Annotated in this window: 12 protein-coding genes and 1 riboswitch; of the genes, 8 read left to right on the top strand and 4 right to left on the bottom strand. The window is 40.2% G+C overall.

Annotated elements, in window-relative coordinates; all coding sequences use genetic code 11:
- Positions 1 to 203 precede the first annotated feature (203 nt).
- Positions 204 to 2,240 carry a molybdopterin oxidoreductase family protein gene (locus CSV80_RS15245; protein ID WP_099671684.1) on the bottom strand — a complete coding sequence of 679 codons (2,037 nt, stop codon included), beginning with the start codon at positions 2,238 to 2,240 and terminating at the stop codon, positions 204 to 206.
- 339 nt (positions 2,241 to 2,579) lie between these two features.
- Positions 2,580 to 2,670: riboswitch (SAM riboswitch) on the top strand.
- A gap of 122 nt (positions 2,671 to 2,792) precedes the next feature.
- Here CSV80_RS15245 and CSV80_RS15240 point away from each other — a divergent pair.
- Positions 2,793 to 4,043 (top strand): MFS transporter, encoded by a 1,251-nt coding sequence (locus CSV80_RS15240; protein WP_099671683.1) that lies wholly within the window; start codon positions 2,793 to 2,795, stop codon positions 4,041 to 4,043.
- Between the two features lie 315 nt (positions 4,044 to 4,358).
- Entirely contained in the window at positions 4,359 to 4,889 is a 531-nt protein-coding gene (gene msrA, locus CSV80_RS15235; RefSeq protein ID WP_369802844.1) for a peptide-methionine (S)-S-oxide reductase MsrA, read from the top strand.
- 341 nt (positions 4,890 to 5,230) lie between these two features.
- On the opposite strand, the gene CSV80_RS15230 is transcribed toward msrA, so the two are convergent.
- Entirely contained in the window at positions 5,231 to 5,740 is a 510-nt protein-coding gene (locus CSV80_RS15230) for a DUF421 domain-containing protein (protein ID WP_099671681.1), read from the bottom strand.
- Positions 5,741 to 6,105: 365 nt separating this feature from the next.
- Here CSV80_RS15230 and CSV80_RS15225 point away from each other — a divergent pair, with 365 nt between their 5' ends.
- Positions 6,106 to 8,865 (top strand): bifunctional diguanylate cyclase/phosphodiesterase, encoded by a 2,760-nt coding sequence (locus tag CSV80_RS15225; RefSeq protein WP_099671680.1) that lies wholly within the window; start codon positions 6,106 to 6,108, stop codon positions 8,863 to 8,865.
- Positions 8,862 to 10,499, top strand: a complete 1,638-nt coding sequence (locus CSV80_RS15220) for a thiamine pyrophosphate-binding protein (RefSeq protein WP_099671679.1) — start codon at positions 8,862 to 8,864, stop codon at positions 10,497 to 10,499. The genes CSV80_RS15225 and CSV80_RS15220 overlap by 4 nt, the downstream gene beginning before the upstream one ends.
- 51 nt (positions 10,500 to 10,550) lie before the next feature.
- Here CSV80_RS15220 and CSV80_RS15215 read toward each other — a convergent pair whose 3' ends face one another.
- Both CSV80_RS15215 and CSV80_RS15210 read right to left on the bottom strand, forming a co-directional pair.
- The gene (locus tag CSV80_RS15215) at positions 10,551 to 11,288 is read right to left on the bottom strand and encodes a hypothetical protein (RefSeq protein WP_099671678.1); all 738 of its coding nucleotides are present in this window, start codon (positions 11,286 to 11,288) and stop codon (positions 10,551 to 10,553) included.
- 124 nt (positions 11,289 to 11,412) lie between these two features.
- On the bottom strand, positions 11,413 to 12,732 hold the full coding sequence (locus CSV80_RS15210) for an LLM class flavin-dependent oxidoreductase (RefSeq protein WP_199084004.1): 1,320 nt from the start codon (positions 12,730 to 12,732) through the stop codon (positions 11,413 to 11,415).
- Between the two features lie 530 nt (positions 12,733 to 13,262).
- Between CSV80_RS15210 and CSV80_RS15205 the strand changes: the two genes are divergently transcribed.
- The 4 genes from CSV80_RS15205 (at position 13,263) to CSV80_RS15190 (ending at position 17,788) form a co-directional block, all read left to right on the top strand.
- Entirely contained in the window at positions 13,263 to 14,021 is a 759-nt protein-coding gene (locus CSV80_RS15205; protein WP_099671676.1) for a DeoR/GlpR family DNA-binding transcription regulator, read from the top strand.
- A gap of 8 nt (positions 14,022 to 14,029) precedes the next feature.
- The gene (locus CSV80_RS15200) at positions 14,030 to 15,331 is read left to right on the top strand and encodes a four-carbon acid sugar kinase family protein (protein WP_099671675.1); all 1,302 of its coding nucleotides are present in this window, start codon (positions 14,030 to 14,032) and stop codon (positions 15,329 to 15,331) included.
- Between the two features lies 1 nt (position 15,332).
- Positions 15,333 to 16,346 (top strand): 4-hydroxythreonine-4-phosphate dehydrogenase PdxA, encoded by a 1,014-nt coding sequence (gene pdxA, locus CSV80_RS15195; RefSeq protein ID WP_029055035.1) that lies wholly within the window; start codon positions 15,333 to 15,335, stop codon positions 16,344 to 16,346.
- Between the two features lie 68 nt (positions 16,347 to 16,414).
- Positions 16,415 to 17,788 carry a GntP family permease gene (locus tag CSV80_RS15190; RefSeq protein WP_099671674.1) on the top strand — a complete coding sequence of 458 codons (1,374 nt, stop codon included), beginning with the start codon at positions 16,415 to 16,417 and terminating at the stop codon, positions 17,786 to 17,788.
- The last annotated feature ends 172 nt before the right edge of the window (positions 17,789 to 17,960 follow it).

Raw genomic sequence — 17,960 nt, 5'->3', positions numbered from 1 at the left:
AGATCATTTTGTTGTGAATTCCGGGCGGCGGTTAACGCCAATGACAAATGAATCGAAATAATAGCAAAAATGTCAGAGACTTTGAAGCGTGCCATCGACCAATGGGGTATTGTTGAGACAGTATAAGAACGAAATGAGCCTCTTGGGATAGTTCATAAGAGGCTCATTTTTATACAGTAGGAATTCTGATCCGTTTCTTCAAGTTATAAACTTTCCACTTCAACACGTCCTGAGAAAAACGTTGCGCCACCGCCCATGTCAGCAATTCGGTCTGGTGTTAAAGCGTTCACAAGGTGTTTTTGACCTGAACTATCTCCCAAAATACCTTGGCTGACAACAACTCCGGGAAGGACTTGCTCGCCTACAGAGACAGTGAATATACATTCCCCGCGCTCGTTCCATATTCGGACAGTCGATTTGTCTTCGATTCCTCGCCTTTCCGCATCGTGCCGATTGATGAACAATTTAGGGGCTTTTTCAAGTTGGATATGTTTTTCATTGTTCGAAAAAATCGTGTTCATAAAATTATGGTTAATTGCAGGTACATACAGTAAAGGATAATCGGAATCTTGAACAATCGGGATATATGTGGGAAGGGCCGGTAATCCTGCCGATTTCATTTGTTCTGAATACAACTCGATTTTTCCGCTCGGCGTCTTTAAATGGTTCAATAAATCGCCTGTCCCACTCGCCTTCATATAGCGTTGCTCCTTTAATGCAGCATACGATACTTCAGATAAATGAGGATTGGACAAATCGCTTAATGCTTGATCGATCATTTCAGCGTCATTATCTAGGAAGGGTTGCTCGTCAAAGCCCATTGCTTGCGCCAACAATCTGAAAACGTCCGGGTTAGATTTACTGTCCCCGTATGTTTCGATGACAGGTTCCTGCAAATGGATGTAGTGATGCCAGAAAGATGTATAAAAGTCCGTATTTTCAAAAGCGGATGTCGCAGGCAGAACAATGTCCGCATACAAGGCAGTATCCGTCAAAAACAAATCATGGACCACTGTAAACAAATCCTCGCGTGCTAAGCCATCCTGGACCTTATTGGCATCCGGTGCGACAACGGCGGGGTTGCTATTATAGACATACAAAGAGCGAATCCTTTGTTGTTTCTTCAGTAATGCTTGTCCCAATAAATTCATATTGAATTTCCGCGTTGGTTTTTTCTGAAGTTCAGGCCGTTCTAGTGCGGCAATATTATGCGTCAAATAGTCGGAATTTGATTTGACTGCTCCTCCGCCCTTTAATTCCCATTGCCCAGTCAAAGCAGGCAAGCAAGTAATGGTCCGGACGATCATGCCGCCATTATCATGATGCTGCAACCCATTGCCGATGCGTATCATGGAAGGAGAGATGTTACCGTACATTCGAGCCAATTCATAAATATCTTCTTCCGGCACGCCCGTAATGGTGGAAACTTTTTGCGGATTGTAGTACTTAACATGTTCGCCCAGCGCTTCATGGCCGATTGTGTACTGTTCCAAAAAAGCTTGATGGACTAGCTTTTCTTTATAAAGAATATGCATAATTCCGAGTGCAAGCGCTCCGTCAGTTCCAGGTAGAATGGGGATGAACCAATCAGCCATGCGTCCGGTCTGGTTTTTATGGACGTCAATGACAATAGTTTTCGCGCCGTTTTTTTTCGCCTTTTGGGCAATCATAATTTGGTGCATATTGGTACTGACCGCATTGATCCCCCAAAAAATAAATAATTTCGTTTCCGTCATCTCTTCTGGATCCGTTCCATAACGCCCGCCCATTGTGTAATTGTAGCCCGCCTCGCCGGCGACTGAACAAATCGTCCGATCCAGTTGACTCGAACCAAGGCGATTAAAGAAACGGCGGTCCATTCCTTTAGAACTGAGTTTTCCCATATTTGCATAGAAGCTGTAAGGAAGAATCGATTCTGGACCTTCTTCAGAAATTATTTTATTCCACTGATTTGTAATAGTTGTAATGGCCTCTTCCCAACTGATTGGAACGAATTGACCATCGCCTTTTTCCCCAATGCGTTTTAAAGGGGTTGTAATTCGATTTTGATCATAAATCCTTTCAGCCATATGCCGAACTTTGTTGCAAATGCTTCCTTTTGTGACTGGATGTTCAGGATCACCTTCAATTTTAACAATTTTCCCGGCTTCTTTATGAATAAGCAATCCGCATTGGTCTGGACAATCAAGAGAACAAACCGAGGGAACGATACCATTTTCTACATCAATATACGATTGCATTACACAAGTCCTTTCTAACGAATTAATTTTGCAATTGCAAATTTACTATGAAATCCTAATATTACTGAAGCTTAATAATCGATTAATTGTTAAAAATAGAGAATTTCCATTGAGTATAAAGGAAAGCGCATGTTGAAGTGTAAATCAACTTTTTTCTGATATTGATGAAAAATACTCTATTAGTAAATCGACTCAAACAAATAGTTTATGTTAGTTAGTATACCATATTGGAGATAGTATATTTAGAAAGTTCCGATAATCGATTGACTTTGAATTGATTATTATGTACAGTAGCTTCATTAGTTCAATTTTAATAACTTTCTACCAATTTCATATTATTTTCTATCGAGAGAAGTTGAGGGACTGGCCCAATGAAACTTCGGCAACATAATTGTGCCAAATCCAGCAAGCGTAGCTTGAGAGATAGAAAGAGGATAGCATATTTATATTGTGCTAGCGATAATTGCCAACTACTCTTTCCGTCTTTACGGGAAGGTTTTTTATTTTCTAAAGACAATGCAAAATACATAAGCAGGAATGGAGAGTATTGATATGTTGGAGAAAATAGGGATTACAAAAAACTTAGGATGGGGCTTTTTCGGTGTTATGTTGTTCATGATGGGAGATGGAATTGAAGCGGGTTGGTTAAGTCCTTTCTTAATTGAAAGTGGATTAACCATTCAACAATCAGCAGCTATATTCACAGTATACGGAGTCTCGATTGCTCTGTCTTCCTGGTTTTCAGGCGTCTGCGTAGATGTTTTTGGGCCGAAACGTACAATGGCAATCGGGTTAGCCGTCTATATTATCGGTACAGCAGGGTTTATTACATATGGTTTTTCAACGATGAATTATCCGGTTATGCTTCTGACTTATTTTATTAAAGGTTTTGGTTATCCGTTATTTGCTTATTCCTTCTTAACATGGGTCATTTATAAAACACCACAAAGTAAATTGAGTTCTGCTGTTGGTTGGTTCTGGTTTGTTTTTTGTGCGGGAATGATGGTGCTTGGCGCCTGGTATTCAAGTGTTGCAATCCAACATTTCGGTTACATCAATACTATGTGGACATCTATATTCTGGGTATGTCTTGGTGCAGTTTTAGCTATAGTAGTCAATAAAGACAAGTTTGAAAGGAAAAAACTCGCAAACAAAAAAGAAGCAGTCAAAGAATTATTGAAAGGTATCACCATTTTGAAATCGAATCCGAGAGTTGCTGCAGGTGGGATTGTCCGCGTTATTAATAGCTTAAGCGTTTATGGATTCCCAGTATTCTTACCAATGCATATGGCACAGCACGGTATTGAAACAACTGCTTGGCTACAATTATGGGGTACATTTTTCTTAGGAAACATTATCTTTAATTTAGTGTTCGGCTTCATTGGAGATAAATTCGGCTGGAAAAACACAATCATTTGGTTTGGTGGTATCGGTTGTGCGATATTCACGCCACTATTATTTTATATACCAGTAATTACAAATGGCAGCATTGTTATGACGAGCATTGTCGGATTCATTTGGGGCGGTTTAGTAGCAGGCTATGTTCCGATTGGTGCACTAGTACCATCCGTGGCGGGTGAAGATAAAGGCGCGGCAATGTCCGTGTTGAATTTTTCTGCAGGTCTATCGACATTCGTAGCTCCTGCGATTGCCTTGACATTTATCGGGCTTGTTGGAGCGGAAGGGGTCGTGTGGATTTTCAGTGCTCTCTACTTAGTGAGTGCGATTATCGTTAAATTCATTCGTATACCGGAAGAAGAAGGTGGAAAGATAAAGGAGAAAACGTTGCTAGTTACCTCGTAAAATCACCTTGGGCTAGCCGGTGATTGACAAAGGCGTCGATAGATGAAATACTCACGTTCAATTTAAAAAATAACATGCTATTGATCTAGATTGTAGGATTTGTGGATAATTCTTTCTATCTTTTTGTTATAGATTAGAGGGACTTTTATTGATAGATGGAAAGAGATAAAAGATGATAGTATGGCGTAACGGGTGCCCAATCAAAAAGAGGTTAAAAACTATTTGGATTGTTTTCAACTTCCTTTAAAAAAGCAGATGTGTCGTTGGTTTTAGGGAAGTTGGGCACGCGCATTCATAATAAAGGAGATGTTAGCAATGGTTGAAAAGAATTTTGAAAAAGCAGCATTTGCAGGCGGATGCTTCTGGTGCATGGTGAAACCGTTTAAAGAATGGCCAGGCGTCCAGGATATCGTGTCAGGGTATATGGGCGGACATCTCGATAATCCAACGTATGAAGATGTAAAAAAAGGCACATCCGGTCATGTAGAAGTTGTTGAAATTACGTTTGATCCTGCCTTATTCCCATATGAGAAATTGCTCGAAGTATTCTGGCAACAAATCGATCCGACAGACGCAGAAGGTCAATTTCACGATCGCGGCTCATCCTATACAACCGCCATTTTCCATTACACAGATGCACAACGGGAAATTGCCGAGAGATCGAAAGCCAACCTAGCTGCAAGCGGCATTTTTACTAAGCCTATCGTCACGACAATCCGCCCCGCAGAAACTTTCTACCGAGCAGAAGAATACCATCAAGACTATTACATAAAAGAAAAGGAACATTACACAGATAACCGTGCACGTTCAGGGCGCAATGAATTCATAGCCAAGCACTGGGGATAATAGTAGGAATGATAAAGTGGGCGAGCGTTTTCATAAAACGCTGCCTTTTTTGTTTGAAATGGGGAATTAATAAAAAGTACCCGTACAACATTGAACTCTGAATTCAAAAAACAAGAATATTTAAACGCTCATGAAAGCATTGCCCACAGTATCTTTTACTAAGCACTTGCACTGCTTTTTACTCCTTGATGAAGAAGTCTTCCCTTTTTTAAGTTCCTTTCTTATACTATCTAATCAAATAATGTATACAGCATGGAAGAGTATTAGCAACTCATTTTTGTAGTAAGTACCTATGGAAACACTTATGAATGTTTCAAGCAGATACTTTTAAATAATTATCTCTAATCTTTTTTAAGATTGGACAGAGTAGAAAAAGAGGTTTGGCTTTCAGATTGAATGACAGAAATACTGCCATCAGTTTCTAGTATGACGGCCGTTACATCATCAAGAGAGCCTAAGCCACTGGAACGTGCGGCTTGGAATATTTCCTCTTCCAAAATTCGTTCTGATTTCATTGTCTCCTTCAAAAAACTATCTTCATAAAACAATAGTTTTGGCTCTGATTTAATCAGTTTGCTAATAATTCGAAATCGAACAGATGACCAGGCAACTATATATTGCATACCTATCAGAACAATGAAAGCGGTCAAACCTTCCGAAAGAGCTACGTCTTTACTTAATAAAATGGTGGCTAAGATTGACCCGAGTGCGACTGTCACAACCAAGTCGAATGCATTCATCTTGGAAAGCGTACGTTTACCTGATATACGCAAAATGAAAATTAATCCTATATAGCTTAAAACACCAACTACAACAGTTCGTAGAAGAGTTTCCCATCCATTAAAGAACATAATACACCTCGAATATTTGACTTAGTTAATCTATCATTCCCCTACAACATTGTGATGAAACTTTCTGTCACGGGTACTTTGCACCCATTTTGGAGTAGGAGGAGTAATATTCTTGCTTAGAAACTAAAAGTCTAAACATATATCCTCTTGGTAACCACTTTACTGCTGAGGGAGTATTTTATGAATGCTACTTTATGCTTATTAAATATATTCCTGTTCGTTATATATTTAATATAGCTGGTTCACATCTATTGAAAGGCTATTTGAATATCTTTTAGAATAATAGAATAGGATGTTATTTCTCGATTCAGATGAGGGTATCTACTACACTATAAATAAAGAATACTTGAGCAGAGGAGGTACGAATAGTGAAGGATCAAACAAGATATCTTCGTCTAGCGAATATAACAAAGTTAATCAATTCAAAGTTAGAGTTAAGAGAAGTACTGAATCACGTGGTTACTGCTATATCAGAAGAGATTGTCCGATGTGACTCGGTTGGAATTTATTTGCCACAACTAGACGGATCATTTAGGGGGTTCGTAGGAAAGCCCGAAGTGATCAACGGCATGACACTCGATATGCATATAATTGATACCGACTTCGATTTATTGGCGAAAGAAGTAATTGAAACGAAAAGAACGATATATATACCGGATACATCCAAAGATCATCGACCCGATCCAAGAGCAGTCGAAGGATTTAAGATAAAATCTCTATTAGTTTTACCCATTACTGTAGAGACGGAATTATTTGGACTAGTGTTCTTGTTCGACTATGGAATACCAATGAATTTAACGGAGCTTGAGATTCAAACAGTTCAGTCCTATGTCAATATGGCTGCTGTTGCTATTCAAAATGCCAAACTGCTAACGAATAAAGAAGAACTTATTCAGGAAAAGCAATTATTGTTAGATATAACTCGGGATTTATCACTGTGCTCTACCATGCAGGAAGCACTGGATATATGTTTTCTATATATAGAAAGAGTGCTTGGAAACAATAATATAGGTGTACATTTGATTGATCCATCGGTGCATATGAAGATTAAGCCTGCAACCCTTAATCGTAATAGTGATTGGTCTGCAGAAACCTGGGTGAAATCCCATGACGAGATAAAATTTGACGATGAAAATGATAAGGTGTTCCAGGAAGTCATTGCATCTAGAAAAGCAGAACACATTCCAGATGTCTATGCAGATAATCGAGTGAACCATAAAGTATGTCAATACTTCGGTATTCAATCGATGTTTATTCTGCCTATCGTTTCCATGGGGAAAGTATTAGGTTTAATAGTCATTGCAGACCTTCAACAAAAGAGTCCAAATTACTCCCAGGCCAGTCAGCAACTGACGCAATCTATTGTAGATACAACGGCTTCCACTTTATTGAACTTATTGAATATGGAAAAGCAAGAGTTGATCATAGAACAGCGGACCGCAGAGATAACGGAAAAGAATAACGAACTTGAAACGGCCATGAAAGAATTACAGCGGATTAGCCGAGAAAAAGAACTGATTCTTCATTCGGCAGGTGAAGGGATATTCGGGCTGGATCTACATGGCGTTATTACTTTTTGTAATCCAGCCGCAGCCATGATGCTAGGGTATAAGATTAAGAACGAGCTAATAGGTAAACCTGTCAATATTATTTACAATGAAAACAATACGAACAAAGATGAAGTTATATTTTTTAGGCAAGATCAATCCAGCTTCCCTGTAGAATATGTTAGATCATCCATCAAAGAAGGAGATAGGATCGTTGGGGATGTCGTTACATTTAAAGATATCTCTGAAAGAAAGAAGATGGAGAAAGAAATTAGATACCATGCGTATTATGATAGCTTGACCAATTTACCCAACCGGGTGCTTTTAAAAGATCGCATGGCACAGGGTTTGAGTTTTGCTCATACTCTTAAAGAAAAAGCAGCTGTACTGTTCATGGACTTGGATCGTTTCAAATCAGTCAATGATTTATTAGGACATAGCTATGGTGATATTTTATTGACACATGTAGCAAGACGTATATGTGTATGCCTACCCGAGGGCGCTACAGCTTCTCGTCAAGGCGGGGACGAATTTATTATTTACTTGCCTTGTATTGAATCCGAAGCAGAAGTGATAGAGGTGGCAGAAAAGATTGTTGATCAATTCAACAAGCCTTTCAACCTAAAAGGACATGAAATGCATATCCATAGCAGTATAGGGATCAGTTTATATCCGCAAGATGGGCAGACGGCGGAATTATTAATAAAAAATGCCGATATCGCGATGTATCAGTCTAAAACCGTATCTGGCAGCAGTTATCAATTTTATCATTTGGCGATGGATATCAGGACATTTGAAAATGTAAAGTTTGAAAATGCTTTATATAAAGCGCTTGACCATGGGGAGTTGGAACTTTATTTTCAACCTCAAATTGATTATAGTACACGTTCTATCATTGGAACAGAAGCGTTATTGAGGTGGAATCATTCAACAGAAGGATTGATCTCACCGGATAGGTTTATTGCGCTGGCGGAGGAGACGGGACTAATCGTTCCTATCGGAGAGTGGGTGATCAGAAGTGCGTGTAACCAAATCAAGAAGTGGCAAGAAAAAGGATATCCACCAATTGTAGTATCCGTAAATTTATCGGCCCGTCAGTTTGAACAAAATAATTTATTCCAAACAGTTAAAGGCATATTAGATGAAGTAGGGGTATCACCGGAACTTTTATGTCTTGAAATTACGGAGAACCAAATCATTAAAAATACAGAACTGACTATCCAATCAATGAAAGAATTACAGGCAATAGGCATCAAAATGTCCATTGACGACTTTGGTACAGGCTATTCTTCTTTAGGTTATTTAAAAAACTTGCCAATCAATGCATTGAAAATAGATAAATCCTTTATTCAAGAATTGAAAAGTAATGACGACAATTCAGCCATCGCGAATACAATTATTACATTGGCAAAAAACCTGGGCCTGGATTTAGTTGCTGAAGGTGTCGAAACGCTAGAACAAGCCGAATTTTTGGCTTCGAGAGAATGTTACATCATGCAAGGCTATTACTTTAATGTGCCGCTAAAGGTGAATGAATTCGAAAGCACATATCTGGCTACTAAAGGAGAGTTTTTATGAAAGCTATTCGAGCAGTATTGGATTATTTAAGAGCTAGTGGGGTAAAACACGTTTTTGGCATCCCGGCAGGTTCGGTTAATGCATTTTTTGATGAGTTGTATGAAATACCAGAACTAACGCCAATTGTGACGAAGCATGAAGGCGCGGCTTCCTATATGGCAGTTGCATATGCCAAATATACGGCTACTATGAGCGTTTGTATAGGATGCAGTGGACCTGGTGGTACTAATCTGCTAACGGGCGCCGCAAATGCCATGCGTGAACATCTCCCTGTTTTGTTTTTGACAGGCGCGGTTCCAGTTAATACTGTCGGTTTAAATGCCTCTCAAGAATTGGATGCTGAACCGCTTTTTAAATCAGTGACGAAATATAGTGTAACTGTGACGGATTCGAAGGATTTACTTGGAGAAGTGGCAAAGGCATGTGAAATAGCGATTTCTGGTGTACCAGGTCCTGTCCATATCGCCATGCCGATAGATATCCAAATCAATCAAATTGAACCTCCCGAAATACCGGCTCCGCCAAAAAGAGCGCCGATTGTTCCAGATCAAAATACCATACAGTCTGTTGCAAGAGAGCTTGCCAATAAAAAGGATGGATATATCTTTGTAGGACAAGGTATTAGGCACTCCGTGGCTCAGTTACTTGATTTAGCGGAGGTGCTTGGTTGGCCGATCATTACAACACCGCAGGCAAAAGGTTATATTACAGATGATCATCCACTCCTCGCCGGCGTATTCGGTTTTGCCGGTCATGACGCGGCTTCTTCATTGATTAATGGGAAAGATGGTGAAGCTTTGCTGGTGGTAGGCTCCAGTTTAGGCGAGACGGCTACGAATAATTGGAACGTCAATCTCACTAAAAATCGGTACACTATTCAATTGGACTACGATTCATCCGTTTTTAATCGTAAATATGAAGTGAATGCTGCTGTTTTGGGAGACATAGATTTAAGCTTGACTGCGTTACTAAATGAATTACAAAGTTTGAACTTGCCGACCCAAGATCAAGCGTTTAGTAAACAGGAAATAGGAATGGGAGATAATGAAGAGTACAACACGAAAAATATATTGATGCGTCTACAAGAATACGCTCCCCGCTATACTAGATATACCGTTGATATAGGTGAGTTCATGGCGTATATCATTCATGATATGAACGTAGTGGAGACCGGTTCATTTGATATTAATGTGCATTTTGGGGCGATGGGGAGCGGTATAGGTTCTGCAATTGGCTCGAAGCTTGCTGAACCTGAACGTCCAGTAGTTTGCGTTACCGGTGATGGATGTTTCTTCATGCACGGTATGGAAATTCTGACCGCCAAAGAACATAAGTTGCCTATATTATTTGTTGTGATGAATAATGCGCGCTTAGGAATGGTCTATCATGGACATTCGTTGCAATATAAACGCTCCCACCCAGCATTCGAACAAGAACCGATGAATATTGCAGCTATGGCTACTGCCATGAACATACCGAGTAAACGAATTGAAGCGATGGAGGATCTGACCCAAGAAGTGATAGACGAGCTTATGAACGTCGAGGGGCCGTCAGTCCTCGAAGTTTTCCTGATAGATAATACAATACCACCAATGGGAGATCGCGTGAAGTTTCTATCTTCTTTTGGAAAGTAAATAACCCGGAGAAGAGGCTTGATTGCCTCCTCTCTGGGTTGTTTATCATAGTCAGATAGATTTGTATAATGCATTTGTGATGTCAATGATTGCATCTATTGTTTTACCTTTAAATGCATTGGAAACGGAAAGTCCTGAAGGGTTTGAATAGTAATACGCATCCAATTTTGGGTTATAACTATATCCCATGTCAGTTAAAGATCGCTGTAATTCAGTCGGTAAGTTTTTTGATCCAGTACGCTTCATAAAGTAGTTTGTGCCGTAGATTTTCACATCTACATCCTTGGTTCCGGTATGGATTACAAATAAGTCTTTTTCATCCTTCACCAACCACTGGCCTTTTGAATACAAAGAGATCTTAGTCTTTCCCAATCCGTCAATTCCAGCTAAATTCATGCCGAAATAGTGGTTAATCATTGTACGCACATTGTCACCTGTCACATGATAATGATGATGTGCCAAATATAAATCTAGAATGATTTGTGAAGGAGAACTATTAAAAGTATCCAAATCCGTGGATGATTGAATCTCAAAAGTACCAATTTTCACTTTAGTCAACACAGGAACTCTTTCTAAATGGAAGCCGAAAGCTTGTGAGATTGCTTCGTAAATGACTGGACTAGTTACTTTATCTGCATGATGATCAATATACATATCCATTACATCAATCTTTGCCAACTTGCTGATGTAACCAATTACTTCTACTTCCGACAAGCCTTGATCCAATTGATGCGAACGTTTAATTATGTTCTGAAGTTCATAAGAATATGTGATCGGGGCAATCTTCATGCGAGACCTCCTCATTGAAGTACATTCTTATATTTATTAGATAATTATACAGCAAAAAACGTACAAAGTATTAAATTGTTTAAAAAATGATAATGATTTACAATTGAGCGAAAAACTTTATTTACTAATTAGAATAGTTATTATTCGCATAAGGCAACTCCAAATTCTCCCGTAAAGTAGTCCCTTCGTAATCTGTCCGGAAAATCCCGCGCATTTGAAGGATAGGGACAACATGATCAACAAAGGCTTCTAATTCGCTAGGCAAGTTCGCGATGAGCATAAAACCATCTGCTCCATTCTGTTCGTACCAGGCTTCGATAAGATGGGCGACTTGCTCCGGTGTTCCCATAAAAGGCGTTCTCGGTGTGGCTTCTCTTAAAGCTACTTGACGCAAGGTTAAGTTTTGCTTGCGTGCCTCAGACTTAATGCGATCCGTATCGCTTCTGAAACTATTTTGGCCGATGCCTCCTATATCAGGAAAAGGTTCATCCAATGGATATTGGGAAAAATCATGATGTTCAAAAAGACGACCTAAAAAAGCGAGTGCTTGCTCTATCGTCACCAAACCGGCAAGTTCTTCGTATTTCCGCTCCGCTAACTCTATCGTATCTCCAATAATCGGACTGATACCTTGTAGAACCAAAACATCATCGGGGTTACGTTCAAGAGCGGCTGTTTGCTCTTTCACGTCTATGTAATAGCGCTGCGCTTCTTCTAAAGTAGGCATAATAGCAAAAACTGCATCTGCTTCTTGTGCAGAAAACGCAATGCCTGCTTTTGAGGAACCAGCCTGAAATATTACCGGTTGCCCTTGCGGTGAACGGCCGATATTCAGTGGTCCTTGTACAGAAAAGAACTCGCCTTCATAATTCAAAGTATGTAATTTACTTGGCTCGAAAAATTGCCCGGTCTGTTTATTGCGGATAAACGCATCCTCTTCCCAAGAATTCCATAAGCCTTTCATGACTTTCACGAACTCGGCAGCCATCCGGTAACGTGTGGCGTGATCTGGATGATCTGAAACTTCTTTGCTGAAATTTAATGCCGTCTTTTCCAATCCTGACGTCACCGCATTCCATCCGGCTCTGCCACCGCTTAACATATCAAGTGAAGCAAACTGTCGTGCAGCAGAAAAAGGTTCACTATAGGTTGTCGATAATGTACTCACTAATCCGATATTCGACGTCACTGCTGCCAGTGCAGAAAGTATCGTGAGTGGTTCAAATCGATTCAGATAATGTGGGTTCGATTTTTCATTGATGTATAAAGCATCTGCGATAAAAACAAAATCAAATTTACCGCGTTCTGATGTTTGGGCCTGTTGTTTATAAAATTCAAAGCTTACACTTGCATCCGATGGCATAGTAGGATGCCGCCAGTCTGAAATCTTCTCACCGACACCGTGGATCATCGTTCCTAGTTTCAACTTCTTTCTCACATGTATCATCCTCTCTCTAGTCATGTGGATTGTTGTGTATGTATCATCCAGTGTCTTAAATTATTACGTGTGTTATGACTTGTGTCAAGACAGTGATTTATATACCTGTACGTGTTGCATGATGGCCAGGCGTTTAACTACCGAAGTCCAATATGAGGATTGTTGCTGATGGATAGTATGATAATTGGGTAATTCCTAGATCCATCTTAATTGTGAATTTTAGATTATTATAGCATTGAGATTTCGTGTGTGTTTACACAAAGGTACTTCTCGATGAGGTTGAAGGGTGAGCCTTTGATGTTAACGGCAGTTTTCATACCGTTTCTTTATACTGTGCGGAAACATTCACTTCATACGAAATACTAACCAATCCAAATACATTGTCACGTTATATTTTTCAAGTTTCATGCGAATACTATAATTATTAAAGAACATAATAATAAATGATTGACTTACTTGTTTGAAAGTAACATAATAATGTTTATATAGAACATATTATTGATTCTGATGAACGTAGCATGTAGGAGGTCATTGGATTGTCTCCAAAAGAACGAAGATCGAAAATAATGGAATCGCTTGCAACTGAAGGACGAGTGGACATCATCCAACTCTCGGAAGTATTGAATGTAACGCCTATGACGATACGAAGGGATTTCGATGTTCTAGAGAAGCAGAACAAGCTGATTCGCACACATGGCGGAGCAGTTCCATCACAAGCACTGATTCACGAAAAGACGTTTGAATTAAAGTCTAATATTTCTGTCCAAGAAAAGAAGATGATTGCAAAACATGCTGTCTCTTTTGTATCGGACGGTATGACAGTGCTCATCGATTCAGGAACTACGACGCTAGAAATTGCACGGTTATTAAAAACACATGAACAAATCACAGTGATTACGAATGATATAAAAATAGCAGCTGAGCTTATGGGCAGCAAATTAGAAGTAATCATTCTTGGCGGTCGGTTACAGACAGAAACGGGAACTCTGTATGGTTCTTTGACAGAAAATATCTTGAAATCAATCCATGTCGACCTGTTCTTTTTGGGTGCAAATGCGATTCACAGTTCGTTTGGTATTACTACACCCACAATCGATAAGTCATCCTTGAAACGCGAGATGATCAGAACAGCCACAGAAACAATACTTGTAGCAGATTCAACAAAGTTTAATCAGAAAGCCTTCTCAAAGGTCTGTGATCTGGAAGACGTTTCTACGATTATTACAGATCAGCAATTATCGGAAGAACTGATGGAGAAATATAGCGAATTGGCAGAAATCATTATTGCAGAGTAGGTGAGTATATGAAGATCGGAATAATCGCAGATGATTTGACAGGAGCGAACGCAACGGGCGTACGTCTTGCGAAAGTCGGATTTAAAAGCGCCACGATAATTTTTGGTGCACAGGTACCGAAATCGGACAAGTTCACATCGATTTGTGTAGATACGGACAGTAGGTATGTAGATGCTACTGTTGCAAAAGAGAGGGTTCAAGACACGTTCAAGCAGCTTCGATTGTGGGGAGCTGATGTTATCGCAAAGCGGATTGACAGTACGATACGGGGCAATATTGGTTCCGAGATTGATGCATTGCTTACCAGTACAGGGGAAGAAAGCATCGCTATTGTCGTTGCTTCTTATCCTGACTCAGGACGGGTTACATCTGGCGGCTATCTGTTAGTGGAAGGCGTGCCAGTTCAGGAAACAGATGTGGCAAAAGATCCGATGAACCCAATATCCAAATCATTTGTGCCCGCAGTGATTGCGGAGCAAAGCCAACATGAAATTGGACATATTGGATTAGGGGATGTCTTACAAGGAAAAACTAAAATTACCGCTTCTTTGTTGGAGCAAATCAATGCAGGTAAGAGAATCATTGTGATCGATGCAGTTACGAATGAAGAAATAAGCAATATCGCGGAGTCAATGGCGATGATGGAAGAGCATACGTTATTTCCGGTGGATCCAGGTCCGCTAACAGCAGCTTTTGCGCGTGTATTGACTAGGCGAAGACTGTACAGGAATAGATATATTGTCACAGTAGGTAGTGTTACCAGTCTTACCGGCCGACAATTGCGCTATTTAATGGATAAAACTAATTCCTCCCCGGTCTATGTGGATGCATCGCAATTGGCGACGACAACAGATAGATGGGACGTTGAAGTGAAGCGTGCAACTGACGAAGGAATGAGGAAGTTGAAAGAGCAGGAAGTTTTAATTGTAACGACACTGTCTCCGACTTCAAAAATTCTGTCTCTGACAAGTATTGCAAAAGAAGAAGATACCACCGAAGAACTGCTCGCGAAGCGGATTACTTCGGGTCTTGCGAAAGTAACGCATTCAATCATACAAAATTGTAATATGAAAATCGACGGTACATTTTCCAGTGGCGGCGATGTTACGGCAGCATTGTTTACAATCAGTGGTGCTGAAGCAATTCAACTTGATGAGGAAGTAATACCGCTTTCTGCGTATGGTAAATTCATCGGGGGGACATTTGATGGCATACAGGTTGTGACAAAAGGCGGCATGGTCGGTGAAAAGCAATCAATCTATAAATGCCTTATTTATCTTCAAACAAAAAATGATGAAGGACGTGTTTAATATGACAAACGAACGTAAAATTATAGCAATCCCAATGGGTGACGCAGCAGGAATCGGACCGGAAATTACCGTTAAATCATTAGCGAAACAAGAGATTTATGAAATGTGTAATCCACTCGTTGTCGGTGATGCAGACGTTATGAAAAAAGCAATCGGCGTAACAGGAACGAATTTACAGGTGAACATTGTTTCGGATCCAAAGGAAGGAAAGTATGAATTTGGAACAGTGGACGTGTTAGATATGAACAATATTGACATCGATGCATTGCAACCTGGAAAAGTACAGGCGCAATGCGGACAAGCTGCTTTTGAATTCATCAAGAAATCAGTGGAACTCGCAATGGCAGATGAAGTAGCGGCAATAGCTACAACACCTATCAATAAAGAATCATTAAAAGCTGCAAACGTTCCGTATATCGGTCATACTGAAATGCTTGAAGATTTGGGTGGAGCACCTGATCCCTTAACCATGTTCCAAGTAAACGGAATGAGAATCTTCTTCTTGACGCGTCACGTTTCTTTAAAAGAAGCAATTTCCCAAATGACGAAAGAACGTGTTCGTGATTACTTGAGCCGTTGTGACCAAGCGTTGCAACGTCTAGGTGTAGAAGATCGTAAGTTGGCGGTCGCCGGTCTGAATCCGCATAGTGGAGAAGGCGGTCTGTTCGGCATGGAAGAAGTAAATGAAATCGCACCGGGTGTCGAAGCAGCTAAAGCGGACGGCATTGATGCATACGGTCCTGTTCCAGCAGATTCTGTATTCTTCCAGGCGTTGAATGGTAAATATGATGCGGTCCTTTCCCTTTATCATGATCAAGGGCATATTGCTGCAAAAATGACAGATTTTCACCGCACGATTTCTATCACGAATGGACTTCCGTTCTTACGTACCTCAGTTGACCATGGTACAGCATTTGATATTGCTTGGAAGAACATTGCAGCAAGTGTGAGCATGGAAGAATGTATTAAGTTAGCAGCTGAGTATGCACCTAAGTTTACTAGAGAATCACTATAATATAATCCGTTGAAAGAGGGGAGACTCTCTTTCAATAACTTAATTTAATCAGAAATTGGGGGATACAGATGACACCAGAGATGCAAATGATTGTAGGCCTTGTAATAGGTGTGGCTGCACTAATTTTACTTGTTTTAAAAACGAAGATTCATGCATTTTTAGCTTTGATTATTGCAGCTTCATTAACGGGTTTAATCGGTGGAATGAATCCGATTGAGGTTTCTACTACAATATCTAAAGGTTTCGGGAACACTCTTGGCTCTATCGGTATTGTTGTCGGATTTGGGGTAATGATTGGTAGAATTCTAGAAGTGTCAGGAGCAGCAGAGCGTCTGGCTTATAGTCTTATACGTTTTGTTGGCAAACGCAAAGAAGAATGGGCTATGGCGATTGCGGGATATATTGTCTCGATTCCTATATTTGTTGACTCGGCATTTGTGATTTTAAACCCATTAGTGAAAGCGCTATCAAGAAAGACAGGGAAATCTGTCATCACCCTCGGCATTGCGCTTGCTGTTGGCTTAGTTGCAACGCATCATGCAGTCCCGCCAACACCAGGCCCACTTGGCGTAGCAGGTATATTCGGCGTTGATATTGGTCTGATGATAGCATGGGGACTGTTGTTCTCAATTCCAATTATCATTTCTGGTGTGTTATACGCAAAATGGGTCGGTAAACGAATTTATCAGATTCCGACAGAAGACGGTCTCGACTTCGAAAGGCCTGATGAGCCCATGGCATATCAGGAACTTGTGAGATTGACTGATGAACGAAATAAGGAACTACCTTCTTTGTTCCGCTCAATGATTCCGATTTTATTACCTATTATTCTTATATTCTTGAATACAACACTCGTTGCCATGGAATTGACAGGTGGATGGATCGATTATCTATTATTCCTAGGTCAGCCGATTATTGCTGTTGGTTTATCTTTAATTGCTGCGATATATTTGTTGGCAGGTCACTTAAAGAGAGAGGAAGCACTTGATCGTATGGAGGAAGGAATGGTTACAGCGGGTATTATCCTACTCGTAACTGGAGCTGGTGGTGCGCTAGGACAAGTCCTTCGTGACAGTGGAGCAGGAGACTACATTGCACAGCAAGTAGCATTACTTCCTTTACCAGCAGTACTTGTGCCATTCTTTATCGCTACACTTGTTCGCTTAATCCAAGGAAGTGGAACAGTAGCAATGATTACAGCAGCATCAATTTCTGCACCGATTGTCGTTAATCTGGATGTTAATATGGCCCTTGCTGCGCAAGCCGCTGCATTAGGTGCAATGATTTTCTCGTACTTCAATGATAGCATGTTTTGGGTTGTCAACCGTATGCTTGGTGTGAAGGAAGTGAAGGAGCAAGTCATGGTTTGGTCGGTTCCAACGACCATTGCATGGGCCGTGTCGTTAGTGTGTATTTTGATTGCTAATGTGTTTGTAGGGTGAGTAAAGTCAAAAACAGCCAACCTTTCATCGGGCGGCTGTTTTTACTATTAAAATAGTACTTGTGTGAAAAACAAACGTGAATCTTTAAACTATATAACTTGAACCACTAGCGTTGCATAAACATGTTTTTAATATTCAGTCTACATTTTTCTGTCCACATGGAAAAAATGAA

Origin of the sequence: Sporosarcina sp. P12(2017), assembly GCF_002743035.1 — a bacterium.
GTDB lineage: Bacteria > Bacillota > Bacilli > Bacillales_A > Planococcaceae > Sporosarcina > Sporosarcina ureae.
Note: the sequence above shows the minus strand (reverse complement) of the source record. Positions and strands in the feature narration are given on the sequence as shown.

Coding starts and splice junctions, on each gene's coding strand:
- CSV80_RS15245 (WP_099671684.1), bottom strand. CDS start 2,240: ATGCAATCGTATATTGATGTAGAAAATGGTATCGTTCCCTCGGTTTGT.
- CSV80_RS15240 (WP_099671683.1), top strand. CDS start 2,793: ATGTTGGAGAAAATAGGGATTACAAAAAACTTAGGATGGGGCTTTTTC.
- msrA (WP_369802844.1), top strand. CDS start 4,359: ATGGTTGAAAAGAATTTTGAAAAAGCAGCATTTGCAGGCGGATGCTTC.
- CSV80_RS15230 (WP_099671681.1), bottom strand. CDS start 5,740: ATGTTCTTTAATGGATGGGAAACTCTTCTACGAACTGTTGTAGTTGGT.
- CSV80_RS15220 (WP_099671679.1), top strand. CDS start 8,862: ATGAAAGCTATTCGAGCAGTATTGGATTATTTAAGAGCTAGTGGGGTA.
- CSV80_RS15215 (WP_099671678.1), bottom strand. CDS start 11,288: ATGAAGATTGCCCCGATCACATATTCTTATGAACTTCAGAACATAATT.
- CSV80_RS15200 (WP_099671675.1), top strand. CDS start 14,030: ATGAAGATCGGAATAATCGCAGATGATTTGACAGGAGCGAACGCAACG.
- pdxA (WP_029055035.1), top strand. CDS start 15,333: ATGACAAACGAACGTAAAATTATAGCAATCCCAATGGGTGACGCAGCA.
- CSV80_RS15190 (WP_099671674.1), top strand. CDS start 16,415: ATGACACCAGAGATGCAAATGATTGTAGGCCTTGTAATAGGTGTGGCT.